The sequence below is a fragment of the Acidisoma sp. S159 genome (assembly GCF_009766125.1).
GTDB lineage: Bacteria > Pseudomonadota > Alphaproteobacteria > Acetobacterales > Acetobacteraceae > Acidisoma.
Genome location: NZ_LMUG01000097.1, coordinates 1 through 13,687 on the forward strand (window position 1 = coordinate 1; position 13,687 = coordinate 13,687).

Here is a 13,687-nt window from a genome sequence, read left to right on the forward strand (position 1 = left end):
GGTCGAAATCGAGAACGTTCCAGGCGATGGGCTCTCAACCGACCGGCTGAACAAGCCGATTGCGAGAAGCTGATCATCGCGTGGAGACGTCGACGTGGGTCTCCAGTTTCTCCGCGCAACCCATGTCGCGGATTAGACCCTCACAAGATTGGGAGCGTGGCACCTGGTGAGAGCGCCTCACTCGCTTACACCACAACACGAAGCGCTAGCCTTCTGCGGCCCGTAGCGCTGTCAAGTCATGGAATCCTCTCCTGAGCCGACGCGCCGACCCTTTGCGGCAGAGGCTTCTGCGCGCGGTCCGCGGGAACCTGGGCGCGCTTCGTCTCCGGCCCTACACTGCGCCCGCATCGTCATCGGCGGCGTCTCGGGATTCCTCGCGCGCTCGAGGATCACCGTATAGGCGCCGGCCGAGAGTTCGCCTCGGTCGCGCCTCGTCCGCGCAATTCCGGCCACCTGTTGAAACTCAACCTCGGCTCGTGCCGCCTTTATCTCATCATCCTCCGACTGGCGCGGATCAGGCATGGCGGTCTCCTGCTCGTGCAAACCTTTGTGTATCGTGAGCACGCCCGTCGTGAGCCACAACGCAGCTTGTGTTTCCTTATGCATTACAATGATCCTCGTCCAGGGTGGACTTGCTTCGGAAAAGTGGAGAGCTGTTTTAAATCAGGCGGCCTGCCTCTCGTAGGTGGCGGGGCTGACGAAATCCAGTGACGAATGTCTCCGGACGGGATTGTAAAAGCTGTCGATATAGCGACCGATGGCGGCCTCGGCATCTTGCCGGGTCATGAAGAGTGTTCTCCAGACGAGCTCCGACTTCAGGGTTTTGAAGAAGGTCTCGACGATCGCGTTATCATAGCAATTGCCCTTGCCGGACATTGAGATGTGAGCGCCATGCTGGCGGAGTCGATCGAACAATATTGGCTGCCGCGGTCCGAATGGCAGATCAGCCCGGGTTCCGGGCAGCGAATGGCAAAAGCCCGACGAAGTGCGGCCAGGGCTAAATTGCGGTGCAGGCGGTCACTCACCGACCAGCCAATAATGCGCCGGGAGAAAAGGTCCATCACGATCGCCAGGTAAAGCCACCCCTCCCTGGTCCATACGTAGGAGATGTCCGCCGACCATTTCTCGTTTGGCACCGTGGCGGTGAAATCCTGGTCCAGAAGATTGGGGGCAATCGGCCAGACGTGCTCGCTGTCCGTCGTTCGTTTGAAACGGCGCTTTTGCCGAGCTCGCAGACCGTTGTCCCGCATGAGACGTGCGGTGCGACGGCGCCCAACCGTGAGGCCCTGATCACGAAGCTCCCGCGTCATGCGCGGGCTCCCATAGGTGCCGTTCGATAGGGCGAAGGCCGAACGGACATGCGCAAGCAGCACCATATCCTGCCGTTGCCGCCGGCTGGCGAAACGGGACCTCCAGGCGAAATAGCCACTCTCGCTGACATCAAGCACCCGGCAAAGTCGCTGGACAGGGAAGTCCTTTTTCGCCCCGTCGATGAGTTTGAACCTCATCGACTTCCCTCCTTGGCGAAAAAAGCCGTGGTGGGTTCAACCGATCGACGCAACCACTTGGGCGAACATATCACCCGGCGTTCGGTAGCCAAGGGTCTTTCTGGGCCGAGTGTTCAGGCTTAGCGCGATTGTATTGAGATCGTCCTGACTCTGGGTAGACAGATCCAATCCTCTGGGTAGGTATTGACGTAGCAAGCCGTTCGTATTCTCGTTACTCCCGCGCTGCCACGGGCTTTGTGGATCGCAGAAATAGACATCCACGTCAGTCGCGACCGTGAAGCGCTTGTGTTGTGCGAGTTCCATGCCGCGGTCCCAGGTCAACGACGACATCAGCCCCGCAGGCAGCTCTCCGACCTGGCGGATGAGGGCATCCACCACGTTTTCGCTGTCTTTGCCACCGACATGAATAAGCATCACGAAGCGGGACTGACGCTCTACCAAGGTGGCAATATGCGTGTTTTTGGCGCCAGAAACCAGGTCACCCTCCCAGTGACCAGGTATGGCACGATCTTCGATCTCAGCAGGCCGATCCTTGATCGATACGGCTCCGATGATCTGTCCCCTTGGCTGTCCGTCGGTTGTCGACGTCTTGGCGCGCCGCATGATGCGCCTGCTGCGCAGATTCGAAAGCAATTCCCGTTTCAGGGCGCCACGGGCCTGGATGAACAGGCTTTTATAGATGGTCTCGTGAGACACCCGCATCGCCTCGTCATCGCTATGCTCGACCTTCAACCACCCAGCAATTTGCTGTGGTGACCATTTCGCCTGCAGTTTTTCCGCAACTGTGTCCCGGAGCTGGCTATTGGTCGCCAGCAGACAAGGCTTTGGACGAAGTGCCTTTTGCCAGGCACGCTCGTCAGCGCCAGTCGCACGGTAGTGCTTCCGTCCTCCGTTGCGCCCTATTTCACGGCCAATGGTGGATGGGGAGCGCCCGAGTTGGACAGCGATGCAACGGAAGGGCAGTCCGGCCACCAGACCACGCGATATCTCCTCTCGTTCACCTTCCGTCAGCGCCAAGCGGCTTCTCGTCCTCAAGGGCGGGGCAATGCCGCCCTTGGCAAGGACCACCCCGAATATCGATCCAGCATGCTTTCCAAGCGCTCGGCCGATGTCGCTCAGCGACTCACCGGCCTTCCATCGGTTCCACAACTCTCGCTTCTGTCCGGCGGATAATCCAGGCCGACCCATTTGCGCCATCGCGGAACCTCTCTGACCGTTATGAAATCAACCAGATTGCGTCGACCAGTTGAACCCACCGTGGCTCGCTTCAGGATATCCCGCTCCTGGCGGAGGATTTCGTTCTCTCGCCGCAACCGCTTTAGCTCAGCCGCAGGGTCCTCGCCAGGAGATCGCCGATCCGGCTCCTCCATCTCCCGCTCCCGCCTCTGCGACAGCCATCGCGTCAAGGTCGACAAGCTGACGCCAAGATCCTCGCCGATCTCCCCCTTCGTCCGACCGCTCGTGCGTCATAGACGGACGGCCTCCTCCTCAAACTCCTTCGTGAACCGCTTCTGCTTCATGGCCAGAAAACTCCTCTCAACGCATCAGGAGCTCTCCACTTTTCCGAAGCAAGTCCATATCGCTCGTGCGCAGCAAAGACCCTGACTTGTCGCTGCGTCAGCTTGGCGTGCTGCTCGCCTGCCATACTTCAAGTGGCCCTCAAACCGTCAGGGGCCTATCGCCGGTCGTCGGAACGCATAAGCCGGGCATTACGCGCGCGGTAGACACCCTGGAGGCCTATAAACTCGCGCGCCGTGTACCGGACCCGCGGGATCGTCGCTCCGTGCTAATTGTCGCAACGCCGCGAGGGCACGTCTTTTGTCGGCGCTTCGGAAGCCTTCAGGCTTCAACGACCGCTCGTCAATGAAGTCCTGATTGTCTTGGTGTGGCACGCTAGCCAAGATGACACGATGCTATGGGAAGTAAAAGCCCGAAGCGACCTGCTCTCTGATCACCCGCGAGTTTCAGGGCATACAATCTCTCCGAGCGTATTCGATCCACCCCAAGACCTACAGGTCCATTCCTGCACCTTAACGCTGGTTGACGACATTTTTAGGGAGGTTACCTACGATCCCCAATGCTGAAATGAGACTCGGGGAGCTCCATGAGAAGGATTGTTTCTGCGGTCTCAGATCATCTCGCAACCCCCGAGCGCACGGAGGCGCTTGCCCGAGTTGTGTGGTGACTATGGGTTGTCGCAACGGGCGCCCTCCTCATCGCGTCGGCCGCAGGGGTATCTTTGGTTGGTCGCGCTGCGCGGCGCGTCTTCGAGGGCGACTGATCGGCTAAAGGCGGGTTGGACTGATGGGGACGCTTCGCTCATCCCGAGGCGCTACTAAATTCGCCTCTTGGAAGTTGCCGAATAACAGTTCGTATAAGCCGAGGGGCTGAAGTAATCCAAGGCGATGGTCGAAAACCTTCCCGCCGAGAACACCATGATCTTGCAGAACAGCATCGACGCCTTGTTTCACAGCGGGATGCACCGCCTAACGCTGCGAGCAGTGGCAGTCCTCCTCCTCCTTTGCTATAATGCGGAACCCCCATGGACGATGGCCAGCCTGAGCGTAAAGCTCGGTATACCTCAGGGGGCAACAAGCTACGCACTCGACCGACTCGCGGCGGAAGGTCTCTTACGCCGGGTGCCCCATCCATCCGATGGGCGGGTAAGGCTTGCGCTACTCACGCAATCTGGCCGTGGACTCTGTCGCAAACTCGTCACGGCATCTAAAGCGCCTGAGCGCGCATAGGACCGGAGGTCGAGGGAGCGTGCCGCATCTCTCACGGGGGCTTTGTTCTCTGCTCGTGACTTCGACGATTGTGCACTACTGCGCTCGGTCAATGGACTCGATGCCGTAAACGTGTTGCGGGAACACAATAAAACGCGGTTGCTACCCAAGGTAGCAAGGCGCAAGGTCAGGCTACTCCGGCAGAGCCAGACTGCAACGCACCTGGGCGGGCGTTCGTTATCGGCTGCACTATTCGCCAGTGTGTGCGTGATCTTCAATCTGTCGCGTATCCGCGTTACGTCTTAGCGCCTACATGTGCTTCTCCTTCCGCCAGGTGCCAAAACCTTTGAAAGGCCCATCATGCGGGCTTCCGACCTAGACGGACAGAACCTTTCTGGAGGTTAGCTCACGGTCATGGTTGCCTCGGCGACGCTCCGCGCGGCAGTATTAGACCGAGTTGTGTGGTGGGTGTGGGTGTCTTCGATCGGGACATTGCTGGTCTTGTCTGCGCTTGCGTCAGCCGTCTCGCTCTTTGACCGGCACAGCGTGGACAATCCTAACTTAGTAATTCTCGCCGCCGTCCCGTTCGGCTCGGCGGTTTGCCTCTACGGGGCCGGCTGGCTGGCACGCCACGTCTTCGCCGATCGCAAAACCGCGCGACATTAAACGCTTAGACTCTCTAACGAGATGGAATGGCCAGCCGATGCGCGTGCTGTTGAAATATTGGCCGCTTGCGGCGGGAGCACTTCTGATCTTGGCAGCAATCTGCTTCGCATCTTCGTATTTGAATCCGTCAGATATGGACCCTCACTATCAAATTGACATCTCAGCCATCCTCGTCGGCTCGGCAGTCGTGCTCAGTATCGCAAGTCTGGTTGCAAGATATCTCGCGACTCGTCGCCAACCAGCGAGTGAAGGCCCGAGGTTCGTCAGGGCTGATCAAAGTTTCCACCGCACCGCGCAGGCAGATGTCTCGATGAGTTCTGACCACTGGTGGCGTCGGAGATGCAAGAGGCGGGAAGAGTTCAGCTGCTAATCGTCGGTGTCTGACAACGATCCTGCGGCGCTAGGCCTTCCTCGCAGCTACTTCGTCGTGGAAGGCATCTGCGACGTTTATGTACTGGGGCGTTCGGGGGATCAGCTCGCCCAGACGCTCCACTAGTTCGGAATTCAGTTCAGCAGCCTTTTTGGAGTCAATTCGCGCGTCCGCGTAGAACATCGCCTCTGGGACCAAGTCGGCCATAACACTGTCTTTCCGAGTTGCAAGGTTCCCTGATATGGAGACAAGAAGACTTGCCGCCACCCGCCGCGTCATCACGGAGCGTTGATGCGACTTTGCATCTTGCAGGTGCGAGCGGATTCAATAGCAGAGCCATGCAGTGGCGCAACGTGCAGGTAACGTCCAAATCGACAAGTACGCTCCCATTCTAGACGGCGCGACAGCATCGACGCGTTGCTCTGCGCTGGAAGGCACCGCCTAACGCTGCGCGCGGCCGGAACTACTATACTCGTTTGTTATACTGCTCCAGAACGTCCCTGGACGATTCGAATCTCAGCGTGACACTTAGCGTATCACAGGTGGCTGTAAGTTACATGCTCGATAGGCTCGTGACGGAAGGTCTGGTGTCCCGGCTGCCTGATCCGTCTGACCGCCGGTCGAGCCTTGTCCGACTGAAGACATCCGGCCAAGCCCTGTGCGGCTGCCTCGCCAGGGCCTTTGAGGCGCCCTGTGTACCACTCTCGACCAGATAGCTGCACCGACATGTAGTGGTGCGACGCGGGGCGCGGCAGCGTCAATCGATGGCCAAGCATCCTCCCGCGCCCGACCCGTTCGTTTTCCTGCAGAATTGCCTCGATGCCTTGCTGCACAGGAGGATGGACCGCTTCACCCTACGCGCTCTGGCGGCCCTGCTGGTTTGTTATGACTCCGAGGCTGAGTGGACGCTGACGAAGTTGAGCGCGAAGCTGGGCATCCCGCGACAGGCGGGTAGCCACGCCCTTAAGAGGCTCGCCTCTGAGGGTCTCATACGCCGAGCACCCCACCCGGTAGATGGACGCGTAACGCTCCTGCAACTCACGCCTTCGGGCCGTGCGCTCTGCAGTAGCCTCGCGAAACCATCTAAAACCCGTTTCTCGCCGCGCGAGGTTGTGCACCGCGGCGCGCCGCGTTAGGGCAGAGGCGTTACCTTGCCGGAAGGATCGACGCCGTCGAAACTTTTGGCTCCAAGACGCCGTTCGGTCGGCGTCTCGATGGCATAGCCGGCCACGACGACATTGCGTGCCTTCTGGAGCGCCAGCGCCACTCACGGTGATAATGGACCCCGGTTGCGCGCCTGTTCGCCCACCATCACTACGGCTACGGCGGTGGAATGACCGACTGGATGGCGCACGTGGACATCTCAGCCGTTATCCATGGGCTGATCTATGGCCTGATCTTCAAGGTGATGGGCAGGCTGACCAGGCTGAAGGACGGCAGGCCCCGTCACTCCCGAGATGGTTGAGCGATGGCGGGAGGAAATCCTCGAGCCGCGGAGGCTTACTCAGGCGCCGTAACTGTACCAGCTCACGCTCACGCAGGCCGTCGTCCTCGTCGTCGTGGTGCTGGCGCTAATGTTTATGTGGGGCCGGGTGCGCGATCGGCGGGGGTGGTAGCGACCAACTCAAGGTGGCGTGCAGTGATTTCGCCCGCAGCCTCTGCTAAGGGCGACACATGTCACTGACAGTCGCCCTCGCCATCATCCTGGTCTGTACGCTTCTGTCTGGCATGGTTAGCGCGCTTGTTCACCGCCGCGTCCACGTAGATGTCAGACGACGGCATCAGGAGGTCGGCACGGCCATCTTCCTTCAGCTCGGCGTGATCTTTGCGGTTCTGCTCGCCTTCGTGTTCAGCGAGGTCTGGAGCGACTTTAATGACGCCGCAAGCTCAGTCGAGCTCGAGTGCAGTGCACTTGAAGGCGCGGCAGTACTGGCGACTGCTCTGCCGCCAGGTCAGGCCTTCCCAGTGCTGAAGGCCGAGCAAACCTATGTCGAGGGTGTCATCCGCCAGGAATGGCCGCTGATGTTCTCGACCCGGAGCGAGAACGTCGAGGTCGATGACATGCTGCACGCCGCCATTGTTGCGGTGGCGCGTCTGCGTCCTGCCGACGCCGCTGATCTCGGCCTGCGGCAGCAAATTCTCGACTATCTTGAACAGGCACACACGCAGAGAACTATTAGAACCTTCCAGCTTGGCAGCGGAGTGCTTCGCGAGGAATTGATATCCGCCGAGAGCAGCCACCGCATCAGCGCTGTTTAGTATCATCCCAATCCTCATCCGTCGCAGAGCCCGCTATGGATGAAACTGGTGACCGCTGATTTTAACGGCATCCGAGGTTGAGTTGCTACAAATCGTAACGCCAGCTGTTGGCTAATTAGCCGCAAGGGCCCGTGACTCCCATGTTCCTCAGGAACAGGCCGCGGATGCTATCATGTCCCGTTACACTTTGCTGATTAACCACGGGGTCGCGCTAGGGATGATCGCGGCGGGAATCATCGCACTGCTGACGGGAACAATCGGTTGGCTCGTCTTCACCGCTTGGATGATCTTGACGGTCGTCATCTATGTTTGCGGCTGGGCGTATTACCTTCTGGTCGTGCGCGATCGGATACCGTGGGACATAGACTTCGAACTGTAGCTGCAGCTTCAGGTCTTGCAGGCTGGTGATTCCCGGCATTTAGAGAACCTCCGGTTGGAGATTAGCCAGTCCACCAATGGCTTCCCGGTGTCTGGACTGGTTCGCAGCTTGTTCTCATCTTCAGCTCTATACATCCGATTGCGTTCGACCGGTCACATCACCTCTCGGATTGGCCCGAGTGCCACATCGAGGCCCAATGCCCGAGATGCAAGCGATCCACCACCGTGCCGACACGGCTGTTGATGCAGGGCCACGGGGACATGAAGGTCTAGGATGCGGTGAAGCCTACGCGGTGCGGGGAATGCCGGGTGTCGCCCGCCCGGTCGTTCGGTGCACCTCGCATCACCGCCAGTTCATGCACGGTCCTGATCCGGATTCGGCGCTCGAGCTGGTGCCGGAGCCAGGGTAGACTGTGGCTTAAGGAGGTCGATCAGTATGAAGACCCTGAATAGGCTTTGCATCTACGACGCGGGCGGCACAGAGGTCGCCTACGTCACCAACGGGATAATTTACACCACCTCGAGCGGCCTTAAGCTTGGCCGCATTCTGGGCGGCGTCATCTATGGAGTGGACGGCCAGGCGCTGGGACGCCGCATGACATTCGGGTCGGTTCGTGGAATGGAGGGCGCTACTCCCGATGCCTTCATGAGGCTCGTGCCGTCGCAGTCAGCGGCGGTGTTGACAGCCTGACGCTCGCGACCGTTGCGCATGAGGTGATGGGACCGCGTGTCACCATGCATCATGCGACATCACCCGCAGTGCCCGCCGAAGCGACGGTCCGGACCCGAGCACTGGCTTCGGCCCGTGGATGGTCACTGGATGTCTTCAATGCCGGGGAATTCGCTGATCCGCGCTATCGCGCTAATCCGGCGAACCGCTGCTTTTTCTGCAAGACGAATCTCTACGGTGCCATTGCCGCGCCCACGCGCTCAACCATCCTTTGGGGCACTAATCTTGATGATCTGGGCGAGTATCGCCCTGGACTGGACGCGGCCCGAGATCACGAAGTACGCCATCCCTTCGTTGGGGCAGGCATCGACAAGGCTACGGTGCGGGCCCTCTCCGCCGCCTGCGGCCTCGGTGCTGTGGCGGCGCTCCCCTCCGCGCCATGTCTCGCAAGCCGAGTCGAGACCGGTATTGTCATTGACCCGAGCACCCTGGCGATGATCGACGCGGCAGAGATAATGCTGCGGAACGCGCTGTCGCCTGGTGCCGTTCGCTGCCGCGTGCGCGGAACAGGAATTGTTGTGGAACTGGACGCGGCGACGCTCACCCGACTCCGTGCGAGGGCGAGGGCGAGGTGGCTCGCGCCTTCGCCAATCTGGCCCGAAACCATGGGCTTGCTGACCGCCCGATTGCCTTTGCCGCCTATCGCGTCGGCTCAGGCTTCCTGCGCGCGCCAGTATGACGATAACGGATGAATTTCTTCTCGACACTCTGAGGGACCGGCGGGTCCGTATCAGTGAGGCCGTCTTCTGCGCCGGCAAGTCTCCGGCGCAGATCGTGGCAATCGTAGAGCATGCAAAGGCGAAGGGCATCAGCCTGCTGCTGACCCGCCTGGATGCGACGCGGTTCGACGAGCTGGCCGTGTCCCACCGCGAGACCTTCGACTATGACCCTGTCTCAAGCACTGCCTTCGCGGGAGCGCCGCATCCAATCGTCGAGCCGAAGCGAATTGCTGTTGTTACGGCCGGCACGTCGGACGTGCCCGTGGCGCGGGAGCGATCCGGACCTTGCGGTTCGCAGGCTTTGACGCCAGGAGATCATCGATGTCGGGGTCGCGGGCCTCTGGCGCCTGCTACGCCGGGCGGAGGAGATCGCCCGGTTTCCCGTCGTTATCGTCGCGGCCGGCATGGATGCGGCGCTGCCGAGCGTAATCGGTGGTCTCGTCCCCGGCCTCATCATCGCCGCGCCCACGTCGGTCGGCTACGGGGTGGCCGAGGCGGCCATACAGCACTCAACGCCATCCTCGCGAGCTGCGCACCGGGGCTCGTGACCGTCAATATCGACAACGGCTACGGTGCCGCTTGCGCAGCTATCCGCGCTCTCGGCGGCCGGACTCAACCGAAAGAGGACGATCGTGGAGAGACGTGATCTGCTAAAGGTCACTGCCTTGGGTGCGGCGGTCGCTATGGCCGGCGCGCCTCTCGGTGCCGCTGCCAGCGCCATTCCTCCCACCGCCGGCAACTGGCCCCCGCCTGAAACGATCCAGGACGGAGACATGAAGTTCCGCATTTTGGGCACAATTGGCGAGCGCGTGTCCCTCGTCGGCATGGGTGGCCTTCATCTCGCCAAGCCCGAGCCCAATGGTCCTACCACCGAACCCGCGATCCGCATTATCCGTACGGGCGTCGACGCCGGCATCAACTTCTGCGACAACTGCTGGGACTATAACGGCGGCGAGAGCGAAATCCGTCTCGGAAAATCGCTGCGGGACGGCTATCGCGACCGCGTCTTTCTCATGACCAAGATCGATGGCCGCACAGCGGCCGCGGCTATGGGACAGCTCGAAACCTCACTGCGTCGCTTAAAGACCGATCATCTCGACCTGATCCAGTTTCATGAGATCATCCGGGATGACGATCCCGATCGCGTCTTCGCGTCGGGCGGCGCGCTGGAAGCGATATTGAAGGCGCGCAATGAAGAAGGGTTCGTTATATCGGCTTTACCGGAAACAAGAGCCCGCTGATCCATCGCAAGATGTTCGAAGTCGCAGTTCGCCACAGTTGCCATTTCGACACTGTTCAGATGCCGGTGAACATCATGGACGCGCATCACGACAGCTTCCAAGACATCATCTTCCCCATCGCACAGCGGCAGGAAACCGCCGTATTGGCGACGAAGACCCAGCGGTCAAGGTTTGTGAAGAACCGCTGGCTTGCATCCGCCAGCAGGACCACCGAATTGCCGGTTGATTCAAAGGGGGGCGAGATGTCCAAAACACGTTCTATATTGACCCTCTCCGTGGTGCTAGCCGGGGCATTGGGTGGCGTTGTCCTGGCTGCGGGGCACGCGTTTTCGGCGGAGGGGATCACAGAAGTTGCGACCTTCAGACACCAGGTGACGGGAGTGACTGTGACGACGGACGGCCGTATTTTCGTAAATTTCCCGCGATGGACGGATGATGCGCCCATCTCGGTCGCTGAGCTTCTGCCCGGCGGCAAGCTGCGTCCGTATCCGGATCAGACCTGGAACAGCTGGCGAAACGCGAGCGCTACCAAAATGTCGGTTGAGGATCACTTCGTGTGCGTCCAGTCGGTCGTCGCTGATCAGCATGGTGCACTTTGGGTTCTCGATCCGGCGGCGCCGGGCAACGAGAAGATCCTGCCCGGCGGCCCGAAGCTCGTCCGGATCGATCTCGTGACGAACAAGGTAACGAAGGTAATCAGCTTCTCGCCTGAGGTGGCGCTTCAGGGCACCTACCTCAACGATATCCGCTTCAGCCCCGATAGTAAGACTGGGTACATCACCGATTCCGGCACGCGTGGCGCCATTATCGTCGTGAATCTTGAAGACGGAACTGCCTTCCGTGCGCTTGATGGGGACGCGAGCACGCAGATTGAAAAGGACGTTGTCGTCCATGTCGACGGCAAGCCGTTGCGCCGGCCGGACGGTCGACAGCCGGCCTTCGCCGCCGACGGCATCGCCCTGTCGAATGATGGGGAGACGTTGTACTGGCAGGCGTTGACCGGAAAGACGCTCTATTCCACGCCACTGCGAAGCTGACCCGATCGACCTTGGCGGCTGACATCAAGGCCGCCGTCAAGACGGTGGGCACAACCAATGTCGCGGATGGCCTCTGGATGAGCAAGGCGGGGATCCTCTACATCACGTCTCCAGAGGACAATTCCGTCAAACGGTGGGTCAACGAACGGGCTGAGATCGTCGTCACTGATAAGCGCTTGCGGTGGCCCGACACGATGTCGGAGGGGCCCGACGGGACATTGTACGTGACGGCGTCCCATATCCAGGACACCTACTGGTTCAAGCAACGGGCGCCCTCATCGATCTCAACAGCGCTGTTCAAGTTCGCCGCTCATCAATCCCCAGCGCCGCATCTGTCCTGGCGATGAGACGGGCATCGAGCCTATCGCCCTGGCCAGCGCAGGCAGTCTCCCCGAGCAGCCGTTTCGTTACTGATGACGCAAGCGGTGGCGCAAAATCCGTGCCGGAGCCGACTGCAATACCCAGTTACATTTCGTAGCGTTTCTGTATCCTAAAGTCGAATTTCGGCGTGGTGAGATCTCGCGTAGTCTCGTTGCGTCCATAGGGGTTTACCCACTCCTAGGGGCGGAGACCTTCCAATCCCGTTGGTCGCAGTCGGTGGAAGCCCGACTCAGAAACCCCAATCACTATTGAACACTGTAATGCAGATGTCATTCTGAGATGAATAGCTTCTCCCCTCTAGGGTGGCGGCTCAAGCTAGTGAACCCAGATTGCACACTCGATGCAGAGCGACGCTTCCATGATCTAAAGAGCTTGCTCGCCGCCGCCATGATCCTTCGCAGGGAACGCCCGGATCTCCGCCTCATCATTACGGTCCCCGAGGAGGCTTCCGAGGAAGATCGCGGTCTCGTTGAGAAAATCGCCAATCGGGTTCCACCGCAATCAGAGTAAGTTCATGACGGGCGGCCTCAGCGAAGCTGGGAAGGGGGATTATAAAATGAGGAGGGAGGCCTGAGGCTTAGCTGAAAAAGCCCGAGCTTCTACTCCAACCCCTGCTCGCAGCCATGTTGGCCGTTACCGCCGCTGGTGTTTTCCGCATACGCCTCGGTCTGGGCTGATCCAGAAGATTGAGATGATGAAAATTTTTGCGCTTTTCGCGATCGGCATCGGAGCGGCCGCATTGTCTGCATGCACTGGACCAAACTCGCCAGCCACAGGATCGCCGCCTGTGCCGTCGGCTTCACCGGCAGCTTCCAGTTCAGCCCCAAGCGCCGGCGCGGGGTCCGCGGGGAAGGCGACCGCCGCCGCAGTGGGCAATGCAGCGCCGCCGTTCAACACTAGTGGATAGCAGTAGACATTGGCACGGGCATCAGGCAACGGGGGCCCTTTCGGAGCCATCGGCCTCAGATCGGATCCGACACGAGCGTCCTTGAGCTCCATCTGCGAGCGCATCAGTGACGCGACGCTCACCGCGTAGCGCCACATTCAGCGACTCCCACCTTCTAGGATCGTCCTCCTCACTGCTGAGGCTCTTTCGCTGCACCGAAAAAGAGAATCCTAGATGTAAGCCCGCCAGCTGTCCTCTCAAACCGAGGAATTTGCGAGAGGAACTTATGACACTCGATTCGCTCGCCGCATGCATGCGGTGACGTCGCTCGACATGAGAGCACCTAGCACGGCGAGGTTACGAACTCGATCGCCACGCCTCCGTTCAAATTTTCGCCTTCTCGACCGCCCTTTGAGCGGCTGCGCGGTCACCGCGCCCCGTGACGCGAAAATCGCCGCCATTGAGCCGATTGTAATTTTGGAAAAAGGTCTCGATTTCGGCAGGGAGATTTTCCCGAAGATCATCCAGGCTATGCACATGTTCATGAGTTCGGGCGTGCGTCGTGACGGCCAGTAGGCGATCGTTACGCTCCCAGGCACCGTCCTTGGAACGCTGCTCAGCCTCGATAACTCCGATCAGTCGCGCTTCTACCACGCATCCGGATATCGCCGGCGCGTCCAACAACACCAGAACGTCGATGGGGTCGCCGTCGTCGGCCTGGGTCGAAGGAATGAATCCGAAGTCAAAAGGGAAAAGCATACCTTCGGGCAGGACATGCTTCAGTCT

General features: G+C 60.1%; 18 protein-coding genes and 2 pseudogenes. 11 read left to right on the forward strand and 9 right to left on the reverse strand.

Annotation, left to right across the window (positions count from 1 at the left end):
* Positions 1 to 231: 231 nt before the first annotated feature.
* From GSQ92_RS29075 to GSQ92_RS31335, 4 genes and pseudogenes are all read right to left on the reverse strand, one after another.
* The gene (locus GSQ92_RS29075; RefSeq protein WP_159014835.1) at positions 232 to 606 is read right to left on the reverse strand and encodes a hypothetical protein; all 375 of its coding nucleotides are present in this window, start codon (positions 604 to 606) and stop codon (positions 232 to 234) included.
* Between the two features lie 57 nt (positions 607 to 663).
* Positions 664 to 1,532: pseudogene (locus tag GSQ92_RS29080) on the reverse strand (IS3 family transposase); the annotation flags it as partial.
* Between the two features lie 12 nt (positions 1,533 to 1,544).
* Positions 1,545 to 2,705 (reverse strand): IS30 family transposase, encoded by a 1,161-nt coding sequence (locus GSQ92_RS29085; protein WP_371418080.1) that lies wholly within the window; start codon positions 2,703 to 2,705, stop codon positions 1,545 to 1,547.
* A gap of 26 nt (positions 2,706 to 2,731) precedes the next feature.
* Positions 2,732 to 3,034, reverse strand: a pseudogene (locus GSQ92_RS31335) (transposase); the annotation flags it as partial.
* A gap of 59 nt (positions 3,035 to 3,093) precedes the next feature.
* Between GSQ92_RS31335 and GSQ92_RS32055 the strand changes: the two are divergent.
* Positions 3,094 to 3,375 carry a MarR family transcriptional regulator gene (locus GSQ92_RS32055; RefSeq protein ID WP_371418619.1) on the forward strand — a complete coding sequence of 94 codons (282 nt, stop codon included), beginning with the start codon at positions 3,094 to 3,096 and terminating at the stop codon, positions 3,373 to 3,375.
* Between the two features lie 610 nt (positions 3,376 to 3,985).
* Positions 3,986 to 4,255, forward strand: a complete 270-nt coding sequence (locus tag GSQ92_RS32060; RefSeq protein ID WP_371418620.1) for a MarR family transcriptional regulator — start codon at positions 3,986 to 3,988, stop codon at positions 4,253 to 4,255.
* 1,045 nt (positions 4,256 to 5,300) lie between these two features.
* On the opposite strand, the gene GSQ92_RS29100 is transcribed toward GSQ92_RS32060, so the two are convergent.
* Positions 5,301 to 5,477, reverse strand: coding sequence for a hypothetical protein (locus GSQ92_RS29100; RefSeq protein WP_159014838.1), 177 nt, complete (start codon positions 5,475 to 5,477; stop codon positions 5,301 to 5,303).
* A gap of 314 nt (positions 5,478 to 5,791) precedes the next feature.
* On the opposite strand from GSQ92_RS29100, the gene GSQ92_RS32065 reads away from it, so the two are divergent.
* Together GSQ92_RS32065 and GSQ92_RS32070 are read left to right on the forward strand one after the other, a co-directional pair.
* Positions 5,792 to 5,986 (forward strand): MarR family transcriptional regulator, encoded by a 195-nt coding sequence (locus GSQ92_RS32065; protein WP_159014839.1) that lies wholly within the window; start codon positions 5,792 to 5,794, stop codon positions 5,984 to 5,986.
* A 123-nt stretch (positions 5,987 to 6,109) separates the two neighbouring features.
* Complete coding sequence (locus GSQ92_RS32070; RefSeq protein ID WP_371418621.1) at positions 6,110 to 6,406, forward strand: MarR family transcriptional regulator; 297 nt, start codon at positions 6,110 to 6,112, stop codon at positions 6,404 to 6,406.
* Here GSQ92_RS32070 and GSQ92_RS31490 read toward each other — a convergent pair.
* Entirely contained in the window at positions 6,403 to 6,537 is a 135-nt protein-coding gene (locus tag GSQ92_RS31490; RefSeq protein WP_256367152.1) for a hypothetical protein, read from the reverse strand. The genes GSQ92_RS32070 and GSQ92_RS31490 overlap by 4 nt on opposite strands.
* Before the next feature lie 407 nt (positions 6,538 to 6,944).
* Between GSQ92_RS31490 and GSQ92_RS29115 the strand changes: the two genes are divergently transcribed.
* From GSQ92_RS29115 to GSQ92_RS29130, 4 genes are all read left to right on the forward strand, one after another.
* Complete coding sequence (locus GSQ92_RS29115) at positions 6,945 to 7,529, forward strand: DUF4239 domain-containing protein (protein WP_159014841.1); 585 nt, start codon at positions 6,945 to 6,947, stop codon at positions 7,527 to 7,529.
* 172 nt (positions 7,530 to 7,701) lie between these two features.
* Positions 7,702 to 7,908 carry a hypothetical protein gene (locus tag GSQ92_RS29120; RefSeq protein ID WP_159014842.1) on the forward strand — a complete coding sequence of 69 codons (207 nt, stop codon included), beginning with the start codon at positions 7,702 to 7,704 and terminating at the stop codon, positions 7,906 to 7,908.
* A 435-nt stretch (positions 7,909 to 8,343) separates the two neighbouring features.
* The gene (locus tag GSQ92_RS29125) at positions 8,344 to 8,598 is read left to right on the forward strand and encodes a 4-fold beta flower protein (RefSeq protein WP_159014843.1); all 255 of its coding nucleotides are present in this window, start codon (positions 8,344 to 8,346) and stop codon (positions 8,596 to 8,598) included.
* 26 nt (positions 8,599 to 8,624) lie between these two features.
* The gene (locus GSQ92_RS29130) at positions 8,625 to 9,329 is read left to right on the forward strand and encodes a hypothetical protein (protein WP_216857030.1); all 705 of its coding nucleotides are present in this window, start codon (positions 8,625 to 8,627) and stop codon (positions 9,327 to 9,329) included.
* A gap of 377 nt (positions 9,330 to 9,706) precedes the next feature.
* On the opposite strand, the gene GSQ92_RS29135 is transcribed toward GSQ92_RS29130, so the two are convergent.
* Complete coding sequence (locus GSQ92_RS29135; protein WP_159014844.1) at positions 9,707 to 9,865, reverse strand: hypothetical protein; 159 nt, start codon at positions 9,863 to 9,865, stop codon at positions 9,707 to 9,709.
* 123 nt (positions 9,866 to 9,988) lie between these two features.
* On the opposite strand from GSQ92_RS29135, the gene GSQ92_RS29910 reads away from it, so the two are divergent.
* Genes GSQ92_RS29910 through GSQ92_RS30660 form a run of 3 tightly spaced genes read left to right on the forward strand, consistent with a single transcriptional unit; the run spans position 9,989 to position 11,981 of the window.
* Positions 9,989 to 10,597 carry an aldo/keto reductase gene (locus GSQ92_RS29910; RefSeq protein WP_216857031.1) on the forward strand — a complete coding sequence of 203 codons (609 nt, stop codon included), beginning with the start codon at positions 9,989 to 9,991 and terminating at the stop codon, positions 10,595 to 10,597.
* Positions 10,598 to 10,608: 11 nt separating this feature from the next.
* Positions 10,609 to 11,634, forward strand: coding sequence for an L-dopachrome tautomerase-related protein (locus GSQ92_RS30655; protein WP_216857032.1), 1,026 nt, complete (start codon positions 10,609 to 10,611; stop codon positions 11,632 to 11,634).
* A gap of 11 nt (positions 11,635 to 11,645) precedes the next feature.
* On the forward strand, positions 11,646 to 11,981 hold the full coding sequence (locus tag GSQ92_RS30660) for a hypothetical protein (RefSeq protein ID WP_216857033.1): 336 nt from the start codon (positions 11,646 to 11,648) through the stop codon (positions 11,979 to 11,981).
* Positions 11,982 to 12,648: 667 nt separating this feature from the next.
* On the opposite strand, the gene GSQ92_RS29145 is transcribed toward GSQ92_RS30660, so the two are convergent.
* On the reverse strand, positions 12,649 to 13,059 hold the full coding sequence (locus GSQ92_RS29145; protein ID WP_159014845.1) for a hypothetical protein: 411 nt from the start codon (positions 13,057 to 13,059) through the stop codon (positions 12,649 to 12,651).
* A 226-nt stretch (positions 13,060 to 13,285) separates the two neighbouring features.
* The coding region (locus GSQ92_RS29150) for an inorganic diphosphatase (protein WP_159014846.1) at positions 13,286 to 13,687 on the reverse strand (402 nt) is incomplete at its 5' end.

Coding starts and splice junctions, on each gene's coding strand:
- GSQ92_RS29075 (WP_159014835.1), bottom strand. CDS start 606: ATGCATAAGGAAACACAAGCTGCGTTGTGGCTCACGACGGGCGTGCTC.
- GSQ92_RS29085 (WP_371418080.1), bottom strand. CDS start 2,705: ATGGCGCAAATGGGTCGGCCTGGATTATCCGCCGGACAGAAGCGAGAG.
- GSQ92_RS32060 (WP_371418620.1), top strand. CDS start 3,986: ATGCACCGCCTAACGCTGCGAGCAGTGGCAGTCCTCCTCCTCCTTTGC.
- GSQ92_RS29100 (WP_159014838.1), bottom strand. CDS start 5,477: ATGGCCGACTTGGTCCCAGAGGCGATGTTCTACGCGGACGCGCGAATT.
- GSQ92_RS32070 (WP_371418621.1), top strand. CDS start 6,110: ATGGACCGCTTCACCCTACGCGCTCTGGCGGCCCTGCTGGTTTGTTAT.
- GSQ92_RS29115 (WP_159014841.1), top strand. CDS start 6,945: ATGTCACTGACAGTCGCCCTCGCCATCATCCTGGTCTGTACGCTTCTG.
- GSQ92_RS29120 (WP_159014842.1), top strand. CDS start 7,702: ATGTCCCGTTACACTTTGCTGATTAACCACGGGGTCGCGCTAGGGATG.
- GSQ92_RS29125 (WP_159014843.1), top strand. CDS start 8,344: ATGAAGACCCTGAATAGGCTTTGCATCTACGACGCGGGCGGCACAGAG.
- GSQ92_RS29130 (WP_216857030.1), top strand. CDS start 8,625: ATGGGACCGCGTGTCACCATGCATCATGCGACATCACCCGCAGTGCCC.
- GSQ92_RS30655 (WP_216857032.1), top strand. CDS start 10,609: ATGTTCGAAGTCGCAGTTCGCCACAGTTGCCATTTCGACACTGTTCAG.
- GSQ92_RS29145 (WP_159014845.1), bottom strand. CDS start 13,059: ATGTGGCGCTACGCGGTGAGCGTCGCGTCACTGATGCGCTCGCAGATG.